Annotated in this window: 16 protein-coding genes and 1 other RNA gene; 10 read left to right on the plus strand and 7 right to left on the minus strand. The window is 63.1% G+C overall.

The annotated features are described in order from the left end of the window. Nucleotides 1-63 precede the first annotated feature (63 nt). The 4 genes from ACEK02_RS22300 to ACEK02_RS22315 form a co-directional block, all read right to left on the minus strand. Entirely contained in the window at nucleotides 64-759 is a 696-nt protein-coding gene (locus tag ACEK02_RS22300; RefSeq protein ID WP_371423730.1) for a L,D-transpeptidase, read from the minus strand. Between the two features lie 216 nt (nucleotides 760-975). Further along, complete coding sequence (locus ACEK02_RS22305) at nucleotides 976-1,830, minus strand: ABC transporter permease (RefSeq protein WP_371423731.1); 855 nt, start codon at nucleotides 1,828-1,830, stop codon at nucleotides 976-978. A gap of 1 nt (nucleotide 1,831) precedes the next feature. Beyond that, a complete protein-coding gene (locus tag ACEK02_RS22310; protein WP_371423732.1) occupies nucleotides 1,832-2,635 on the minus strand; it encodes an ABC transporter ATP-binding protein in 804 nt (267 codons plus the stop codon). A 2-nt stretch (nucleotides 2,636-2,637) separates the two neighbouring features. Next, a complete protein-coding gene (locus ACEK02_RS22315) occupies nucleotides 2,638-3,648 on the minus strand; it encodes an ABC transporter substrate-binding protein (protein ID WP_371423733.1) in 1,011 nt (336 codons plus the stop codon). A gap of 548 nt (nucleotides 3,649-4,196) precedes the next feature. Here ACEK02_RS22315 and ACEK02_RS22320 point away from each other — a divergent pair. Together ACEK02_RS22320 and ACEK02_RS22325 are read left to right on the plus strand one after the other, a co-directional pair. Further along, nucleotides 4,197-4,298, plus strand: a complete 102-nt coding sequence (locus ACEK02_RS22320; protein WP_371423759.1) for an aldehyde dehydrogenase family protein — start codon at nucleotides 4,197-4,199, stop codon at nucleotides 4,296-4,298. Between the two features lie 157 nt (nucleotides 4,299-4,455). Then, complete coding sequence (locus ACEK02_RS22325; RefSeq protein WP_371423734.1) at nucleotides 4,456-5,697, plus strand: extensin family protein; 1,242 nt, start codon at nucleotides 4,456-4,458, stop codon at nucleotides 5,695-5,697. Between the two features lie 9 nt (nucleotides 5,698-5,706). Here ACEK02_RS22325 and ACEK02_RS22330 read toward each other — a convergent pair whose 3' ends face one another. Then, entirely contained in the window at nucleotides 5,707-6,339 is a 633-nt protein-coding gene (locus ACEK02_RS22330) for a TetR/AcrR family transcriptional regulator (RefSeq protein ID WP_371423735.1), read from the minus strand. 184 nt (nucleotides 6,340-6,523) lie between these two features. Here ACEK02_RS22330 and ACEK02_RS22335 point away from each other — a divergent pair, with 184 nt between their 5' ends. From ACEK02_RS22335 to ACEK02_RS22345, 3 genes are all read left to right on the plus strand, one after another. Continuing rightward, complete coding sequence (locus ACEK02_RS22335) at nucleotides 6,524-7,756, plus strand: HlyD family secretion protein (protein WP_371423736.1); 1,233 nt, start codon at nucleotides 6,524-6,526, stop codon at nucleotides 7,754-7,756. A gap of 14 nt (nucleotides 7,757-7,770) precedes the next feature. Beyond that, the gene (locus tag ACEK02_RS22340; RefSeq protein ID WP_371423737.1) at nucleotides 7,771-9,354 is read left to right on the plus strand and encodes a DHA2 family efflux MFS transporter permease subunit; all 1,584 of its coding nucleotides are present in this window, start codon (nucleotides 7,771-7,773) and stop codon (nucleotides 9,352-9,354) included. Nucleotides 9,355-9,691: 337 nt separating this feature from the next. Beyond that, on the plus strand, nucleotides 9,692-11,494 hold the full coding sequence (locus tag ACEK02_RS22345) for an ABC transporter ATP-binding protein (protein WP_371423738.1): 1,803 nt from the start codon (nucleotides 9,692-9,694) through the stop codon (nucleotides 11,492-11,494). A 73-nt stretch (nucleotides 11,495-11,567) separates the two neighbouring features. On the opposite strand, the gene rnpB is transcribed toward ACEK02_RS22345, so the two are convergent. Further along, an RNA gene (gene rnpB, locus ACEK02_RS22350) (RNase P RNA component class A) lies at nucleotides 11,568-12,002 on the minus strand. A gap of 200 nt (nucleotides 12,003-12,202) precedes the next feature. Here rnpB and ACEK02_RS22355 point away from each other — a divergent pair. Together ACEK02_RS22355 and ACEK02_RS22360 are read left to right on the plus strand one after the other, a co-directional pair. Then, nucleotides 12,203-12,553, plus strand: coding sequence for a YciI family protein (locus ACEK02_RS22355; RefSeq protein WP_371423739.1), 351 nt, complete (start codon nucleotides 12,203-12,205; stop codon nucleotides 12,551-12,553). Between the two features lie 4 nt (nucleotides 12,554-12,557). Beyond that, nucleotides 12,558-13,817, plus strand: a complete 1,260-nt coding sequence (locus ACEK02_RS22360) for an RNA polymerase sigma factor (RefSeq protein ID WP_371423740.1) — start codon at nucleotides 12,558-12,560, stop codon at nucleotides 13,815-13,817. Here the strand turns inward: ACEK02_RS22360 and ACEK02_RS22365 are convergent. Beyond that, nucleotides 13,814-14,665, minus strand: coding sequence for an N-acetylmuramoyl-L-alanine amidase (locus ACEK02_RS22365; RefSeq protein ID WP_371423741.1), 852 nt, complete (start codon nucleotides 14,663-14,665; stop codon nucleotides 13,814-13,816). The genes ACEK02_RS22360 and ACEK02_RS22365 overlap by 4 nt on opposite strands. Before the next feature lie 512 nt (nucleotides 14,666-15,177). On the opposite strand from ACEK02_RS22365, the gene rsmH reads away from it, so the two are divergent. Genes rsmH through ACEK02_RS22380 form a run of 3 tightly spaced genes read left to right on the plus strand, consistent with a single transcriptional unit; the run spans nucleotide 15,178 to nucleotide 18,328 of the window. Continuing rightward, nucleotides 15,178-16,173 carry a 16S rRNA (cytosine(1402)-N(4))-methyltransferase RsmH gene (gene rsmH, locus ACEK02_RS22370; protein WP_371423742.1) on the plus strand — a complete coding sequence of 332 codons (996 nt, stop codon included), beginning with the start codon at nucleotides 15,178-15,180 and terminating at the stop codon, nucleotides 16,171-16,173. Nucleotides 16,174-16,175: 2 nt separating this feature from the next. After that, nucleotides 16,176-16,568 (plus strand): hypothetical protein, encoded by a 393-nt coding sequence (locus ACEK02_RS22375; protein WP_371423743.1) that lies wholly within the window; start codon nucleotides 16,176-16,178, stop codon nucleotides 16,566-16,568. Next, a complete protein-coding gene (locus tag ACEK02_RS22380; protein WP_371423744.1) occupies nucleotides 16,565-18,328 on the plus strand; it encodes a peptidoglycan D,D-transpeptidase FtsI family protein in 1,764 nt (587 codons plus the stop codon). The genes ACEK02_RS22375 and ACEK02_RS22380 overlap by 4 nt, the downstream gene beginning before the upstream one ends. The last annotated feature ends 5 nt before the right edge of the window (nucleotides 18,329-18,333 follow it).

Raw genomic sequence — 18,333 nt, forward strand, 5'->3', positions numbered from 1 at the left:
TCGAAAACGCGGGGACACTACAATGCCGGGACGACCCGCGCCAGTTAGGAGCCGTGCCTCAGATTAGCCGCGTTTGCCACTTGCGCCGTCTGCACGGCGGTCCATTGGCAGCACGACAACCCTGGTGCCGACAGTGACACGGGAATACAGATCAGACACGTCCTGATTGGTGAGGCGGATGCAGCCCGACGAGACCTGCGTGCCGATGGTCTCCGGCATATTGGTGCCGTGGATGCGATAGATGGTGCCGCCGAGATACATCGCGCGGGCGCCGAGCGGGTTGCCGGGGCCGCCGGCCATGTGGCGTGGGAGATAGGGCTGGCGCGCGATCATGTCAGCGGGCGGGGTCCAGGCCGGCCATTCGGCCTTGCGGGTCACGGTCTGCACACCGGACCAGGTGAAGCCATCGCGGCCGACACCGATGCCGTAGCGGATCGCCTGACCATTGCCGAGCACGTAATAGAGATAGGTGTTCGGCGTATCGACGATGACAGTGCCGGGGGCTTCGCGGGTCGGATAGCTGACGATCTGGCGTTTGAAGCGCGCGGGCTGTTCGATGGCCGGGCGTTCGTCATCCATCTGCGGAGACTGCATGTAAGGCGAAGGCCCGCTCTGTACTGGCGGCGCCATGAAGAACGGAAACAGCGGCAGCGGCGTTGCGGCTGCCGGATGGGCAAAGGAGAAGGCGCCGGCAATGAGCGCGCCAATGGCAATGGCGGCACGGCGAATTTTTCGTTCGAAGGAAGCGAGGGTGATCATGGGAAACTCCGTTTGGGCGCCTGTGAATGAGCGCCCGTTCGGCGTCTCGTTGGCAGGAGATGTACCCAGCGGCCGTTTCAGGAAATTTGCGTCAATCGTGCAAAACGGTTTCGTCGCGGCGGAGTAATGTGTCGTCGCGGGGAAGCGGACAACATTGTTGCAGAAGAAATGACCGCCGGCGCGCCCGTTTGAATCAAGCGCGCCGGGCTTCGGATATTACTCGTTAACGGTGGTATCCGGGCGCCAGGTCAGCAGCCGGTTCTCGATCATGGTCAAGATCCATTCGGCCAGCAGCGCCACGATCGCAATGACGATCATCGCGGCGAAGACGCCGTTGGAATCAAACGAGCCTTGCGCGGTGGCAATCAGCAGCCCCATGCCTTCGCGGGCGCCGAGAAATTCGCCGACGATGGCGCCGACCAGCGCGAAGCCGAACGACACATGGAGACTGGCGAGAATCCACGACAGCGCCGAGGGCAGCACCACGGCGCGGGTCATCTGCCAGTTGCTGGCGCCGAGGATGCGCGCATTGGCGATCAGGTTCTTGTCGGCCTCGCGCACGCCCTGAAAGGCATTGGCGAACACCACGAAGAACACCATGACGACAGCGAGCGCGATCTTCGAGGCCGCGCCGAGGCCGAGGGCGACGATGAAGATCGAGCCGAGCACCACGCGCGGGATCGAGTTGGCCACCTTGATGTAGATCGAGAACACGTCCGACAGGAGCTGGTTACGCCCCAGCGCGATGCCGCACAGGATGCCCATGACCGAACCGATCAGGAAGCCGGCGCCGGCCTCGTAGATCGTGACCCAGATCTGCTTCCACAGCGGCCCGATTGACGTGCCGTTCTCGGTCCAGTCGATCAGCTTGGTGACGATGCCGGATGGCTGGCCGAAGAAGAACGGATCGATGACGCCGAGGCGAACGCCGAATTCCCAGCCGCCGATCAGGAATACCAGAACGGCAAGCCGTAGCGTCAGCACCAGCCGTTGGTGGCGGCGCATGCGCTGAACGGCGGTCTCGATGCGGCCGTCGGTGGCGAGAGGGGCGGTGACTGTTGACTCGGTCATGTCAATGTCCCGCCCGTGCGCGCAAGACTTCCTCGCGCAGGTCGTCGGAGATTTTTCGCGCGATGGCGATGAAGCGTTCGTCGTAGCGCAAGGTGGCGACATCGCGCGGGCGCGGCAGGTCGATGGTGTGGACGGACTTCACCCGCGCCGGTCGCGTGGTCAGCACCGCAACGCGGTCGGCCAGCAGGATGGCTTCGTCGAGATCATGCGTCACGAACAGCACCGCCGATTTCGCCTGCGCCCACAGTTGCAGCAATTCCTCCTGCATCAATTCGCGGGTCTGCACGTCGAGCGCGGAGAATGGCTCGTCCATCAGCAGCACTTGCGGATTGTTGATGAAGGTCTGCGCCAGCGCCACGCGCTTGCGCATGCCACCTGAGAGCTGATGCGGATGATGATGTTCGAAGCCCTTCAGTCCGACGCGAATGATCCAGTCACGCGCGGCGGCCTCCGCCCTGTCTTTCGGTACGCCGCGAAACAGCGGTCCGGCCATGACATTGCCGAGCACGTCGCGCCACGGGAATACTGCGTCCTGCTGGAACACGAAGCCAACGCGGCGATCGACACCGGTCACCGGCGCATCGAACAATGTGACTTCGCCGCCTTGCGGGCGGGCGAGGCCGGCGATCAGCCCGAGCGTCGTCGATTTGCCGCAGCCGGTGGGGCCGACCACGGCCATGAATTCGCCGGGCGCAATGCTAAGGTCGAAATCCTCGAGCGCGGAGAGAACGTCACCCGAAGGCGTGACGAAGCGGCGCGCGACGTTCTTCAGCGCGACGGCGGAGGGCGATGCGATTGCGGTCATGCTCAGTTCGTCGCGTTGGCTTTGACCACGAAATCCGTGGTGTAGGTCTTGGCGAGGTCGATGGTCTTGCCCTTGAGGTTGGGCGAGAAGCTGTTCAGCACGCTCAGCACCGATTCCGGCGCACCTGCCGGCATCATGCCGTCGACCGAATATTGCGGCTTGCCTTCGCGCAGACCCTGCACATAGAGATCGAGCTCGCCGGCATAATAGTCCTTCGGCATCTGGGCCGCGATTTCCTCGGGCGAGTGGCTGTTCATCCACTTCAGCGTCTTCACGAAGGCATTGACGACCTTCTGCGCCGTCTCCTTGTTCGCCTCCATCCAGGCGCGGTCCATATAGAGACACGCGGCCGGATAATCGCCGCCAAGTGCAGCGCGGGTACTCTCCGGCGTGCGCAGGTCGATGCCGACTTTGGCCGTGCCATTCTTGACCGCGCGCGCCACCGTCGGCTCCGTGGTCATGCCGGAAACGATCTTGCCCTGCTGCATGGAAGCCAGGAACGTATCGCCGGCGCCGACCGGGACGAGCGTGTAGTCCTGCACCTTCAGCCCTGCCTTGGCGGCGAGCGCGCGGGTCAGGAAGTCGGTGGCGGAGCCGAGGCCGGTAACGCCGAGCGCCTGGCCCTTCCAGTTGGCGGGGTCCTTCAGTTTGTCGGCATCCGCGGCTTTCACCAGCACGACTTCGCCAGGCGCGACGGCGAACTGCACCACCGAGGTGATGAACTTGCCTTTGGACTGCAGATCGATGGTGTGATCGTAGAACCCGACCACGCCCTGGACTTCACGGGCGAGCAGCGCGGTCGCGGCCTGCGAACCGGATGTCGAATTGAACAGTTCGACGTCGAGACCCTGTTCCTTGAAGAAGCCGAGTTGCGCCGCGAGCTTCGCCGGCAGATAGATCTGTTTGTCGATGCCGCCGACCATGATCTTGATCGGAGTTTGCGCAGCGGCGGGGGCGGCGAGCGCGGCGGCGGACAAAACAACGGCAACAGCGGCGGCAAAAATTCTGCGCATGGACGTTTCCTGACTTCGATATTTCCGGCGCTCATCTACCGTGCAGCGGTATGCGCAAGCGCTCGTAAAGACGGGTATCAGGACCCACCCTGCGTCATGCTGTCAATCGGCTATTCGCATGACATGACAGCAAAAAGCGCCCGCTCGGTGGGAGCGGACGCCAAAGTTAGGGAAAAATACGGGAACGGGGGTCTACAGCAAGCCCAACACGATAGCGCCGACGAAGACGATTGCCGCATAGGCCGTCACAACGCTCAGCTGACCCATCATAGTCACGGGAACCTCCCTTTATGACGTTGTCGCGCGGAGTAACGCGGAGGGCGGTGGGGCGTTCCAGAGATACAAGGAAAAATACGCGCAAATAATTCGCTGCACCGCAACCTTGCCGCTACTGCGTCCTGGCTGCCGACAGGCGAAACCACGCAAACATCATCGGCACCAAAATTTGATTAGCGTGATATACATACGAATATAACGAGGCCAGCCGACCATCGTGCGCGACATCACGGAAGGCTCGAGCCCGTCGATGAAGAACAGTTCGGGCGCACATTCCATTCGGCGGATCCAAGCAGTCCGGCATTGGCGTCGAGTCCGCGGAGGAAGGTCTCGCCGAATTCACCCAGCTGCAGATCATCAACGCGGCGCTCTGATCGACGTCTCACCATGTGGCATGCGCTCTCTTCCTTTCGGGCACGGGAACGCATCGCATGTTTGCGCGGGGAACTTCGCCACGCCCGCAACATGGTGAATCAAACGTGAATTCATTGCGTTGAAGAGTCTTTAAAACATTTCGACCACCTTGCGCGAATGACGCGCAGAGTTCGTTTGTATCTCGTCGGCTCCGTCGTCCTTGTATCGCTTGCAGGTTGCGGCCGCGGTCTGTTTCAGACCCAGGAACGTGAGCCATGGCGTGCCGAGGCAGAAGTCGCATGTCTGAAATCAGGCGCGGTGAAAGAGGGCGCTGATCTGGTTCGGATCAACCCGATTTCCGGGCCCGGTGTCTGCGGCGCAGAATTTCCCTTGAAGGTGGCGGCGCTCGGCGAGTCGAGCAGCAGCTACGGTTTTGCCGATGAAACCTTGCGGCCGCCGGGCGGCATCGGCGGTGCGAGCCAGCCGCGCTGGCCGGTGCAGCCACAGCCGCAGTCGCAGGTCATGACGCGTCCGGCGAACAGCTATCCGGGTTCCTATCCGCAAGCGGCGTCGCAGCAGCCGTCCTATGGCGGCGCAGCCAATAACGGACCGATCTCGTTGAACGCGCCTGGCGTACCGCCGGACAGCGAGGACGAAATCGAATTGCCGCCGGAAGGTTCGCCGCAGACGATGCGCCCGCCGCAGCAGGAGCAGCCGCGCGCGCCATACGGCCGCTATAGTTCAGGCGTGCCGCAGAGCCAGCCGCCGCAGGATTACGCGCCGCAGCGCCTCGGCCCGGGAGCCGGCAATGTCACGGGCTCGGTCGGGCCCGTCGTCGTGAAGCCCGTGGCGACACTGGCCTGTCCGATCGTCTCCGCGCTCGACAAGTGGCTTGCGGAGTCCGTGCAGCCGGCGGCCATGCGCTGGTTCGGCGTCCGCGTCGCCGAGATCAAGCAGATCTCCGCCTATTCGTGCCGCGGCATGAACGGCAATTCGCGCGCGCATATTTCCGAACATGCGTTCGGCAATGCCCTCGATATCTCCGCCTTCGTGCTCGCCGATGGTCGCAGCATTTCGGTGAAGGCAGGCTGGAAGGGTATGCCGGAAGAGCAGGGCTTCCTGCGCGACATCCAGGGTGGCGCGTGCCAGGTCTTCAACACCGTGCTGGCGCCGGGCTCCAACGTCTATCACTACGATCACATTCACGTGGATCTGATGCGCCGGGCCAAGCGCCCGGTGATCTGCCAGCCCGCGGCTGTCTCTGGTGAGGAGATTGCCGCGCGTGCGCAGAGCCGCAATCCCTATGCCAGCCGCAACAATAACAATGACTACGGCGGCGTGACCGGCTCGATCGGCCGCACCGCCAAGAAGTCCACGCGCAAATCGCCTGACGACGAGGATTTCTACGAGAACGAATAGGCCGGCTTGTCAGATGCGGTAGGCCGCGAGGAACATCCGCACGGCGCTGTCGACGACCTTGTCGATCTCCGCGCGCGTGGGTGTCGGCTTGGCCTGGAAGATGAAGGGCTGAAACAGCGTCGCCTGGCACGACATCATGAATTGCGCCGCGGCAAGCTCGGTATCCTTGATTTCCAGTTCCTGCGCAGCGACGCGGGCATCGAGATAGGCCGCGACCTGCCTGATCGCGTGTGCCAGCACCGCTTCATAAAAGCGCTTTCCGACATCGGGCATGCGTTCCGCGATGGCCATCACGGTGCGGATCGCCGAGCCGCCGCCGGGCCGGCACAGCAACTCAATATAGGCACGGCCGAATTCGCCGAGCGTGGTCACCGCATCGCGCTCGGGATCGAGATTGAAGACGGCCTTGCCCTGTTCGAGCTTCTCCTGCTCGACGATCGCTTCGAACAGCGCGCTCTTGTCGGTGAAATAGACATAGAGCGTGCCCTTGGAGACGCCGGCGGCACGCGCGATCTCACCCATGCTGGCGCCGTCGAAGCCCAGATCCAGGAAAACCTTGCGCGCGCCATCGAGAATTTGGCGGCGCTTGGCGCTGTCTTCCTCGCCGACGGGCGAGAGGGAGGCATGGTGAGAGGCAACCATTCGTTCAGCCTGTTGGATGAATCAGCAAAATATCGTTCCGAAGAGAACCAGAATAACGCGAAATCGTGATGAACTGGCCAAACTCTATCTTGACCGAACCGTTCGGTCAATTTACATATTGCCGCAGCAAGCGGGAGCCCGGTCTGTCGGGAGGTCTTCGCATTTACATGCTCAGGAGGCCGGAATGGCCGGACCACGCGACCAGGCTGCCCGTATCATTCGCCCCGAAGGCGAGGCTGACAGCACCCCGGTGCGCGTCGTGTCGCCCGCAGCGGATGAACCCGCGGCCCGCGGCCCTGCAGACGCGCCCGCATCTGAACAACCCGCCGGAGCAGCACGGGCCGCTACCGCGCAGACCGCTGCGCCAAAATCCGGCAAGAAGAAAAAAGTGCTGCTCGGCGTCGGCGCGCTGCTCGCCGTTGCGGGCATCTATTACGGCGTGAACTATTATCTGGTCGGCCGCTTCATCGTGTCCACCGACGATGCCTATGTCCGCGCCAGCAACACCACGCTGGGGGCGCGCGTGTCCGGCCACATCGCGCAGATCCTGCCGGGTGATAACGTGGCGGTGAAGGCCGGCGAGGTGATCTTCAGGATCGACGACGGCGACTACCGCATCGCCGTCGATGCTGCCAAGCGCAAGATCGACACCCAGAAGGCCACCATCGAACGGATCGGCCGTCAGGTCGGTGCGCAGGAAAGCGCTGTCGAACAGGCCCAGGCCCAGCTCGCATCGGCCGATGCCGCCGCCAATCGCGCCGTGCTTGAATTCGACCGCCAGGAAACGCTGAGCAAGCAGGGCTTTGCCTCACGCTCGGTCTATGAGACCTCGCAGTCCAACCGTGACCAGACCTCGGCTGCCGTCAAGGCCGCGAAGGCATCCGTCGACTCCGCCAGGAGCAGCGTCGAAGTGACGAAGGCGCAGCAGAACGAGGCGCGCGCACAGCTCGCCGAATTGCAGAGCGCGCTGGACAAGGCCGAACGCGACCTCGCCTTCACGACCGTGAAGTCGCCGGTGGACGGCATCTTCTCCAACCGTCTCATCTCGACCGGGGATTTCGTTTCGATGGGGCAGCGCCTCGGCAATGTCGTGCCGCTCAACGACGTCTATATCGATGCCAATTTCAAGGAGACGCAGCTGCGCCGTCTGAAGCCGGGCCAGCCGGTCTCGATCGAGCTCGATGCGGATAGCAGCCGCGCCATCGAGGGCACGGTCGAAAGCCTCGCGCCGGCCGCGGGCTCGGTGTTCACGCTGCTGCCGCCGGACAATGCGACCGGCAACTTCACCAAGATCGTGCAGCGCGTGCCTGTGCGCCTCAGGGTGCCGGCTGACGTCGCGAGAGAGAATCTCCTGCGCGCCGGCATGTCGGTCTATGTCCGCGTCAATACCAAGCCGGGTGCTGAACCCGCGCGCTAGGTCAGGACAAGCAGATGTCCACGACGACAACCATGTCAGCCGCACCGCCCGCCACTCCGGCTGCGGACCATGTCGCGCCGAAACGCCTGATCGCGTTTCTGATCATGGTGTTCGGCATGTTCATGTCGATCCTGGACATCCAGATCGTCTCGGCATCGCTGTCTGAGATCCAGGCTGGTCTGTCGGCGTCATCCAGCGAAGTCTCCTGGGTGCAGACGGCCTATCTGATCGCGGAAGTGATCGCGATCCCGCTGTCGGGCTTCCTGTCGCGCGCGCTCGGCACGCGCATGTTGTTCGCCATCTCCGCCGCGGGCTTCACCTTCGCGAGCCTGATGTGCGGCTTCACCTCGTCGATCGAGCAGATGATCCTGTGGCGCGCGATCCAGGGCTTTCTCGGCGCCGGCATGATCCCGACGGTTTTCGCCTCGGCCTACACGGTGTTTCCGCGCTCCAAATTCCACATCGTCGGCCCGATCATCGGTCTCGTCGCGACGCTGGCGCCGACCATCGGGCCCACGGTGGGCGGCTACATCACCGACGCGCTGTCATGGCACTGGCTGTTCTTCATCAACGTGGTCCCCGGCATCGGCATCACCATTGGCGTGCTGGCGCTGGTGGATTTCGACGAGCCGCATTTCGAACTGCTCGATCATTTCGACTGGTGGGGCCTCGGCTTCATGGCCGGCTTCCTCGGCTCGCTGGAATATGTGCTGGAAGAGGGGCCGCGCAACGACTGGTTCGGCGACACCTCGATCGCGATCTTTGCCGTTGTCTGTGTTGTGTGCTGCGTGGCGTTTTTCTGGCGCGTGCTGACGGCGAAGGAACCGATCGTTGACATCCGCGCCTTCACCGATCGCAACTTCGCGCTGGGCTGTCTGTTCTCGTTCTGCGTCGGCATCGGCCTCTATGGTCTGACTTATCTCTATCCGCGCTATCTCGCCGAAATCCGCGGTTACAGCGCGCTGATGATCGGTGAGACCATGTTCGTCTCGGGCGTTGCGATGTTTCTGACGGCGCCGCTGGTGGCGCGTCTGATGCAGAAGATCGACATGCGCTATCTCATCATGACGGGATTGGTGCTGTTCGCTGCCGGCACATGGCAGATGACCTGGATTACCCGCGACTTCGACTTCTACGAATTGCTCGTGCCGCAGATCCTGCGCGGCATCGGCATGATGATGGCGATGGTCCCCGTCAACAACATTGCCCTCGGCACCCTGGCGCCGCAGATGCTGAAGAATGCGTCCGGCCTGTTCAACCTGACGCGCAATCTTGGCGGCGCGCTTGGCCTCGCGCTGATCAACACCGTGCTCGATCACCGCACCGATTTCCACATCACGCGGCTGCACGACAAGGTGACATGGGGCAACGCGCAGGCAGTCGAGATGCTCAACATGTTCACCCAGAAATTCCAGGGCATGGGCGACGCCTCGCGGATGGCGATGAAGCAGCTGTCGCAGATCGTGCATCGGCAGGCCGTGGTGATGAGCTTCGGCGACGCGTTCTTCGCGCTGTCGGTGTTCTATGTCGGTCTCAGTCTCATGGTGATGCTGTTGAACAAGCCCGGCAATCCCGCGAGTGCCGGCGGCGGGCACTAGGCGCGGCTGGAGCGGTTCTATTGCCAATCCGCAATTGCTGTTGGCCATCTTGTTGCCAAAAGCCGGGGGCACATCTATAAAACATCATCCATTGCTCGAACCGAGGGAGAGTCTCCATGAAGTCGATTGATCTGCTCTCCGGAATTCTCGGTTCGGTGCACGCATGCGGATTTATGCGGGCTCATTGAGCCCCGGTTCCGCCTCTGCCGGTCGGGCCTGATGTCCCAACCATCCTGATCTTTCCCGTTTCTGTACTTTTAGGACGCTCGCGCTCGGTCTGGCCGTTGCGCGTCAAACCATGGAGCCGGTCTGCGCAGGGGCGTCGCCGGATGATGTCATGACTCTGAAATCCAAAGACCGCGCTGCCGCTATCCGCGTGGTAATCCCTTTCGTGATCCGGCACTGGCTCCGGCAGCCCGGGCGCGCGGCGACAGTTGCCATCGGTTTGCTCGGCGCGACGGTGGCCGATCTGTTCATGCCGCTGTTCTCCGGCCAGCTGGTCGATGCCGTGACCAAAGGCGGCGCAGATCCGGCGGCGCGGCAGGCGGCGTTCACAGCGTTCGGCGCCATCGTGGCGCTTGGTGCGACGTCGATGCTGCTCCGGCTGCTCGGCATCCACGCCATCGTTCCGTTCACGCTGCGCATCATGTCCGACCTGTCGCGTGAGGCTTTCGCGCGCGTGCAGCGCTTCTCGACCGATTGGCACGCGAACAGTTTTGCTGGCTCCACGGTGCGCAAGGTCACGCGCGGCATGTGGGCGGTCGATCTGCTCAACGACACGCTGCTGATGGCGCTGTTGCCGTCGCTGGTGGTGTTGCTGGGCTCGATGCTGCTGCTCGGCTGGCATTGGCCGGCGCTGGGCGCCGTGATCGCCGTCGGCACGGTCGCCTATATCGCGATGACCGTGTGGTTCTCTACGCGTTACATCGCGCCGGCCGCGCGTGTGTCGAATGCCTGGGACACCAAGGTTGGCGGCACGCTCGCGGACGCACTGACTTGCAATGCGGTTGTGAAATCCTTTGGCGCGGAGCGGCGCGAGGATGAGCGGCTGGGGCAGGTCGTCGGTCGCTGGCGCGTGCGCGTGGCCCGGACATGGTTTCGCTACAACACCACGAGCACGATCCAGCTCGCGGTGCTGCTCTGCGTGCGCACGGCGGTGATTGGCGGGGCGTTGTGGCTGTGGCTGAACGGGCAGGCGACGGCGGGCGATGTCACCTATGTGCTGACGAGTTATGTCGTCATCCACGGCTATCTGCGCGATGTCGGCATGCACATCAACAATCTGCAGCGTTCAGTGAACGATATGGAGGAGCTTGTCGCGATCCATGATGTTGCGCTCGGCATTGCCGATGCACCCGATGCCCAGCCGATTGCCATCACCGGCGGGCGTATCCTGTTCGACGACGTGACGTTCCACTATGGCGGTCATGCCACGCCGCTCTATGACGGGCTGTCGGTGGACATCCGTGCCGGTGAACGCGTCGGCCTGGTCGGGCGTTCGGGCTCGGGCAAGACGACCTTCGTGAAGCTGATCCAGCGGCTCTACGATGTCTCGGACGGTCGCATCCTGATCGACGGCCAGAACATTGCGGAGGTCACGCAGGAATCGCTGCGCAGCCGGATTGCGATCGTGCAGCAGGATCCGATCCTGTTCCATCGCTCGCTGGCTGACAACATCGCCTATGGCCGGCCCGGCGCCAGCATGGCGGCGATCGAACAGGCGGCGCGGCTGGCCAATGCGCATGACTTCATCGCGCGGCTGCCGAAAGGCTACGGCACGCTGGTCGGTGAGCGCGGTGTGAAACTGTCGGGCGGCGAGCGGCAACGCGTCGCGCTGGCCCGTGCGTTCCTGGCGGACGCACCGGTGCTGATTCTGGACGAGGCGACATCGAGCCTCGATTCAGAGTCGGAAGCGCTGATCCAGGAAGCGATGGAGCGGCTGATGCAGGGCCGCACCTCGATCGTGATCGCGCATCGCCTGTCGACCGTGCGCAGCCTCGATCGCATCCTGGTGTTCGATCACGGGCACATCGCGGAGGAGGGCACCCATGCCACGCTCACGGCGCGACCGGGCGGCATCTATCGCGGCCTGTTCGAGCGTCAGGTGCTCGATCTCGATCGCACCAGTGCGGCCGGTTGATCGGACAGCTCCGACTGCGCCAAAACTGGCGAAGGGCCCGGCGTTTTGCGCCGGGCCCTTCGTTGTTCAGAAAGATATCAGCCGGCCTGTAAGCCGGGTTCTGTAGGGCACCGCCGATTTGCACCGGCGATACGTGACGGCCATTCCTCTGGGACCATAGTTGCCTATGGCCTCAAGCAACCTACCCGGACAGCGAGCCTGACATCGCCCTGCAGTGTTATCGCTCAAGGTGAGCGAACTGACTGCGTTGCCGTCCCTATTCGGTTTTGCTCCCGGTGTGGTTTGCCATGCCGTTTCCGTTACCGGATACGCGGTGCGCTCTTACCGCACCTTTTCACCCTTACCGCGCCATCTCCTTGCGGAGGGAGGCGAGGCGGTTCGTTCTCTGTGGCACTTTCCCTGGGGTCACCCCCGCCGGACGTTATCCGGCACCGTATGTCGATGGAGCCCGGACTTTCCTCTCCCACAGCCTTTCGACCATAGCGGGAGCGGCCGTCCAGCCGACTGACGGCACAGGCATGGAGGCTCAGGGCCGTGGCGTCAAGCCGGGAACGCGCGCAGTCTTTGCCAAAATAAATTATCCTGAAGATGTCGTTCTGCTGCCGGCTCGTTCGACTGACGGCATGATCCCGAAATGCAGAAACCGGCTTTCGGACCAGATCATGCCAAAGTCACGGCGAATGGCGCCGATCAAAAGGAGTGAGCAAGATGCAGTATCTGTTGATGATCTACCAGAGCGAAGCCGAGTACGCGAAACGGGACGCCGCGGAGAACCAGAAGATGCTTGAGGAGTATGGTGCGTTCACCCAGTCCATCGTCCAGAGCGGCAACTTCAAGGCAGCCGACCGGCTGCAACCGACGACCACAGCGACCACGGTGCGGGTGCGCGACGGCAAGACGCTCACCACCGATGGTCCGTTCGCCGAGACGCACGAACAACTCGCCGGTTATTATCTGGTCGAGGCGAAGGATCTCGATGCCGCACTGGCGATTGCGGCGCGGATTCCCAGCGCGCGGATTGGTTCAATCGAGGTGCGGCCGATCTGGGTCTATAACTGACGTCATGACGCCGGCCGAAATCGACAAGATCTTTCGCAACGAGGCGGGTCGCGCGCTGGCGACGCTGATCCGCCTCGTCGGCGATTTCGATTTGGCTGAAGATGCGTTGCAGGAAGCCTTCGCGGTTGCGCTTGAAAAATGGCCAACCGCGGCGCCGCCGGAAAATCCACGTGCGTGGCTAGTCAATGTCGGCCGCAACAAGGCGATCGACCGTGTCAGGCGTCAGTTATCGTTTCGCGGCAAGCAGGAACAGGTGACGCACGAGCTGTTGCTGAATGCGTACGCAAATGACGATCGCTGCGATGCCGCCGTTCTCGATGACGACATGCTGCGGCTGATTTTCATCTGCTGCCATCCGGCCTTCGCCGAGGAGGTGCAGGTGGCGCTGACGCTGCGGACCGTCTGTGGATTGAGCACCGCTCAGGTGGCACGGGCGTTTCTGATCGGCGAAGACGCCATGGCGCAACGACTGGTCCGGGCCAAACAGAAGATCCGTATCGCCGGAATTCCCTATGAAGTGCCTGGGCGGGATGCGCTCGAACAGCGCCTGCGCGGCGTATTGGCCGTGATCTATCTGGTTTTCACAGAGGGCTATGTTGCCACGTCTGGCGACGATCTGATGCGGCCGGACCTGGCGCGGGAAGCAATCCGGCTGGCTCGTTTGCTGGATGCGCTGTTGCCGCAGCGACGCGAGGTCAAAGGCCTGCTGGCGCTGATGCTGCTGCACGACGCGCGCCGCTCCGGTCGTGCGACGGCGGATGGCGATATCGTGCTGCTGGAAGCGCAGGATCGGTCGCTGTGGGATCATCACCAGATTGCCGAGGGATTGCGGCTGGTCGAGGATGCGTTGCACGCTCCCGGCCGACCCGATGACTATGTGGTGCAGGCCGCGATCGCGGCGCTGCATGCGCGGGCGCCAAGCTATCAAGCCACCGACTGGCCGCAGATCGCCGGGCTCTACGAAGTCCTGCTGCGGATCAGGCCATCGCCGGTGATCGAACTCAACCATGCCGCGGCGGTGGCGATGGTCGATGGTCCGCTGCGTGCCTTGGATCTGATCGACGCATTGCAGGCGCGGGGCGGACTCGACGGCTACGATTTGCTGCTGGCGGTGCGCGCCGATCTGTTGCGCCGTCTCGGTCGGCGCGATGCCGCCCGCGATGCGTATCATCGGGCCAGCGCGGCCACACAGCTGTCGCCGCTGCGCCGGCTTTACGCGCGCCGGCTGGCTGAACTGGACGAGATGAACGATCCGGAGATCTAGGCTGTCGCTTCGCTGGGCAGGCTGGCGAGCAGGGCCTGCAGGGTCGTCAACGTCGAGTGATCCACGAGACCGTCGACGCGTTCGGGACGGAAATGGCGCTGGAAGGCAGTGACCACTTCCATGGTCGGGGCATTGTACTGGCCGTCGGTCTCGATGCCGTAGCCATAGCGCGCCAGCGCATGTTGCAGCGCCAGGACGTCTTCGCCCTCGGTGCCGAGCTTCATGGTTTCGCCGCGCACGATCGGCGCCGGCATTACCCAGTGGCCAACGCCGGAATTGGCCAGCGAGTGCCACGGAAATTTCTCGCCGGGATCCTTCTTGCGCGAGGGCGAGACGTCGGAATGGCCGAGCACGCGATGCGGCTGCAGATCATGGCGCAGCATGATGCCGCGGCACAAAGCGGTCACCGCTGCGATCTGCCGGCTCGGAAAGTCCGGATAGCCCCAGTCATGGCCGCGATTGATGATCTCGATGCCGATGGAGCAGGAATTGATATCCTCTTCGCCGGCCCAGAAGCCGACGCCGGCATGCCAGGCGCGCTTGGCTTCCGGCACCGTCTGCACGATACGGCCATCCTCGAGCACGATGTAATGTGCAGAGACATCGGTGCCCGCGCTGCACAGGCGCGTAATCGCGCCTTCCGCATCGGGCATGCCGGTGTAGTGCAGCACGATCATATCGGGCACGCGGCCCTTGTTGCGCTCACCGAAATTCGGCGACGGGATCACGTCAGAGACCACAGAGGAATCCGGGGTGAATGTCGGCATGTCCGCGGCGCCCTTGGGAATCGGGAGGGTGCGGTGACGCCTGGATTCGGATCCAGCGGGTGCGGACGAAGGTGATGCCATCAGAAAACTCAAATCAGTCACGAGAACAGCAGCACATATCGGTTGCGCCGCATGCGTGTACTATCCTCGACGGACACCTTGCTCTGCAACAACCGCATGACAGTTTTGCCCCATTTTTATTCACCGTGGGCCCAAGGCATCACCACTACGATGAAACCGGCACTTGTAATTGATCGACTGCTCTCCAGCCCATCAACGCTTTCTTAACGCTAAGTGCCGTTACTGAGAGGTGACGAGCCGACCTGAAAAGGGCGGCCAAAGTTCCATTTTGACGTTCAAATCCCATGGCAACCCCGACAAATCCATGCGGACGTCCGGCCTGCCTCGCGCGAAACGCGGGTGGTGCGTTGAATGGAACCCGTAATCGCGCGGCGATCGGGCTTTTCAGGAGGAAAAGCCCGGCGGCGCGCCGACAGTTGAGGCGACATGGGCCAGTTGGTGTCCAGTTTGATTTTACGCCTCGATGCGAAGGAACGGAACGCGCTGTCTGTACGCTTCCGGCGGCCGCGCCCATGAGCACGCCCGATACCCGACATATCTCCGTTCTCGGCGTTGAAGCCGTCGATATGCTGAACCCGCACGCGGGCGGCATCTATGTCGATGCCACATTCGGCGCCGGCGGCTATTCCCGCGCCATTCTTGCGACCGAGGGAACCCGTGTTATCGCCATCGATCGTGACCGGACCGCCATCGCCGGCGGGTTCGATCTGGTCGACAAGTCCGATGGCCGTCTCACGCTGGTCGAAGATCGCTTCTCCAATCTCGCCGATGTCTGCATTGCGCAGGGCGAGCCGCTCGTCGATGGCGTCGTGATGGATGTCGGCGTGTCATCGATGCAGCTCGATCAGGCCGAGCGCGGCTTCTCGTTCCGTTTCGACGGCCCGCTCGACATGCGCATGAGCCAGCACGGCCCGACCGCGGCGGAAGTTGTCGCGAAGGCCTCCGAGGCCGATCTCGCCAATATCATCTATATCTTCGGCGAGGAGCGGCACTCCCGCTCCGTCGCACGTGCGATCGTCGCCGCCCGCAAGGAAGCGCCGATCGAGACGACGAAACAGCTCGTCGATATCGTGCAGAAGGTCGTGTGGGCCAAGCCCGGCGAAATCCATCCGGCGACGCGGACGTTCCAGGCGCTGCGCATCTTCGTCAATGAAGAGCTCGATGAACTTCATACTGCGCTGGCTGCCGCCGAGCGCGTGCTGAAGCCGGGCGGCCGGCTGTCGGTGGTCTCGTTCCATTCGCTGGAAGACCGCATCGTCAAGAATTTCATGGTCGAGCGCAGCAAGACCGGCGGCGGATCGCGGCATCTGCCGGAGATCGCCCAATCCAGGCCGCGCTTCTCGCTCGTCAACAAGCGCCCGATCACCGCGGGCGACGAAGAACTCAGGGCCAATCCGCGCGCGCGCTCGGCGAAACTGCGCGGTGCCGAGCGCACCGATGCGCCGGCACAGGATGCCGGCCCGTTGCCGGGCTGGCCGACGCTCGCCTCCGTGATGAAGGGAGGCTGACCATGCGGATCATCCACCTTCTCGTTATTGCCGTTCTCGTCTTCGCCGCCGCCTATGTCTATCGCATCAAGATGGAATCCACCGTGCGCACCGAGAAGGTGCTGCGCCTGCATGCCGACATCCGCGAGCAGCGCGATGCCATTGCGTCGCTGCGTGCCGAATGGGCCAAGCTCGATGCGCCGATGCGGTTGCAGGGCCTCGCCGAACGTCATCTCAAACTGCAGCCGATGACGGCACAGCAATTCGACACGTTGAAGAACCTGCCGGACCGGCCGTCGAATTTCGCCAGGCCGGGCGAGCCCGATCCAATCGGCGCGATGCTCAACACCATCGATCCGGACATCGTGACAGGCTCGGTGCCCGCATCAGAGAATCGGCCGGAGGATCCGCAGTGACAGGTCAGCCGCTCGACCCGAACAAACCGGTCACCCGGCCGCCGGAGCCCTGGCGCCAGCGTCTGATCCGCAGCCTGCTTTACGGGCGCAACGTCGATCGCGCGGCGAAGGCGCGTGCGCGCGTTGGCCTCGCCATGATCGCATTCGGCGGCGTCTACGGCATCATCGCCGTGCGTCTCATCATGTTCGCCGTCAACGGCGATGCCCATGCCGAACGTCGCGCCACGCGTGACGCCATTGCGACCGCACGCCCGGATATCGTCGACCGCAATGGTGCGATCCTTGCGACCGACGTGAAATCGCCGTCGCTGTTCTCGGAGCCGCGTCGCATCATCGACAAGGACGAAGCGGTCGAATTGCTCACCGGCGCGTTGCCCGATCTCGACAGCGCCGAAGTGCGCGAGCGGATCATGAGCAAGAAGGGCTTTGCCTGGCTCAAGCGCGAGATCACGCCGCAGCAGCAGCGCGACATTCATCGCCTGGGTATTCCCGGCATCGGCTTCCTGCGCGAGAACAAACGCGTCTATCCGAGCGGAGCGGCGGTGTCGCATCTGATCGGCCTGACCAATATCGACAATCAGGGCATCGCCGGCATCGAGAAATGGCTCGACACCAACGGCCTTGCCGATCTGCATCGTGCAGGCTTTGCTTCGGACCGTCTGCAGAAGCCGGTTGAACTCGCCGTCGACCTGCGCGTCGAACACGCGCTGCGCGACGAACTGCTCAAGGCCAAGGCGAAATACAGCGCCAAGGCAGCGTCGGGCCTTGTGTCCAATGTGAAGACCGGCGAGATCGTCGCCATGGTCTCGCTGCCCGACTTCGATCCGAACAATCCGAAGGAAGCGCACGATCCCGATCGCATCAACCGACTGACCACCGGCGTCTATGAAATGGGCTCGACCTTCAAGACCCTGACGCTGGCAATGGCGCTGGATAGCGGCAAGGCCAATCTGAATACCATGTATGACGCGCGTTATCCGCTCAGCTATGGCAAGTTCAAGATCCACGACACCCATCCGGTGCCGCGTCCGATCTCGCTGGCCGAAGTCTTCACTTTCTCGTCCAATGTCGGCGCGGCGAAGATCGCGCTCGGGCAGGGCGTCGAAGCGCACAAGGCCTTCCTGAAGAAAGTCGGCCAGCTCGATCGCCTGCGCACCGAACTGCCGGAGAGCGCGATGCCAATCGTGCCGAAGCGCTGGGGCGAACTGAACACCATCACGATCGCGTTCGGTCACGGCATGGCTGTGGCGCCGCTGCAGGCGGTGATGGGCGTCAATGCGATGATCAATGGCGGGCTGCTGATCCCGCCGACCTTCCTGAAGCGCACCGAAGAGGAAGCGCGGGAGATCGGCAAGCGCGTCATCAAGAAAGAGACCAGCGACAAGGTGCGTTACATGATGCGCCTGAATGCCGAGACCGGTTCGGCGCGGCAGGCCGAAGCCAGGGCCAAGGGCTACTATCTCGGCGGCAAGACCGGCACGGCCGAAAAGGTCGTCAACGGCCGCTATTCCAAGAAGCAGGTGCTGAATTCCTTTACCGCCGTGCTGCCGATGGACAATCCGCAATTCCAGGTTCTGGTGATGCTGGACGAGCCGAAGGCGCTGCCGGAAACCCATGGTTTCATCACCTCGGGCTGGAATGCTGTGCCGACGGGGGGCAATGTCATCGCCCGCATCGCGCCGCTTTTGGGACTTGAGCCGCGCTTCGATCTGGCGCCGTCCGACCGCCTTATTCTTGCGACATCCAAGGTGACTCAGTAACGCCG

This window comes from Tardiphaga sp. (genome assembly GCF_041424195.1).
GTDB lineage: Bacteria > Pseudomonadota > Alphaproteobacteria > Rhizobiales > Xanthobacteraceae > Tardiphaga.

What these genes read in the sequence shown, in the direction of transcription:
- ACEK02_RS22305 (WP_371423731.1), bottom strand. Translation starts at nt 1,830, where the DNA reads ATGACCGAGTCAACAGTCACCGCCCCTCTCGCCACCGACGGCCGCATC.
- ACEK02_RS22365 (WP_371423741.1), bottom strand. Translation starts at nt 14,665, where the DNA reads ATGGCATCACCTTCGTCCGCACCCGCTGGATCCGAATCCAGGCGTCAC.
- ACEK02_RS22300 (WP_371423730.1), bottom strand. Translation starts at nt 759, where the DNA reads ATGATCACCCTCGCTTCCTTCGAACGAAAAATTCGCCGTGCCGCCATT.
- ACEK02_RS22325 (WP_371423734.1), top strand. Translation starts at nt 4,456, where the DNA reads ATGACGCGCAGAGTTCGTTTGTATCTCGTCGGCTCCGTCGTCCTTGTA.
- rsmH (WP_371423742.1), top strand. Translation starts at nt 15,178, where the DNA reads ATGAGCACGCCCGATACCCGACATATCTCCGTTCTCGGCGTTGAAGCC.
- ACEK02_RS22310 (WP_371423732.1), bottom strand. Translation starts at nt 2,635, where the DNA reads ATGACCGCAATCGCATCGCCCTCCGCCGTCGCGCTGAAGAACGTCGCG.
- ACEK02_RS22315 (WP_371423733.1), bottom strand. Translation starts at nt 3,648, where the DNA reads ATGCGCAGAATTTTTGCCGCCGCTGTTGCCGTTGTTTTGTCCGCCGCC.
- ACEK02_RS22330 (WP_371423735.1), bottom strand. Translation starts at nt 6,339, where the DNA reads ATGGTTGCCTCTCACCATGCCTCCCTCTCGCCCGTCGGCGAGGAAGAC.
- ACEK02_RS22375 (WP_371423743.1), top strand. Translation starts at nt 16,176, where the DNA reads ATGCGGATCATCCACCTTCTCGTTATTGCCGTTCTCGTCTTCGCCGCC.
- ACEK02_RS22355 (WP_371423739.1), top strand. Translation starts at nt 12,203, where the DNA reads ATGCAGTATCTGTTGATGATCTACCAGAGCGAAGCCGAGTACGCGAAA.
- ACEK02_RS22335 (WP_371423736.1), top strand. Translation starts at nt 6,524, where the DNA reads ATGGCCGGACCACGCGACCAGGCTGCCCGTATCATTCGCCCCGAAGGC.
- ACEK02_RS22340 (WP_371423737.1), top strand. Translation starts at nt 7,771, where the DNA reads ATGTCCACGACGACAACCATGTCAGCCGCACCGCCCGCCACTCCGGCT.
- ACEK02_RS22360 (WP_371423740.1), top strand. Translation starts at nt 12,558, where the DNA reads ATGACGCCGGCCGAAATCGACAAGATCTTTCGCAACGAGGCGGGTCGC.
- ACEK02_RS22345 (WP_371423738.1), top strand. Translation starts at nt 9,692, where the DNA reads ATGACTCTGAAATCCAAAGACCGCGCTGCCGCTATCCGCGTGGTAATC.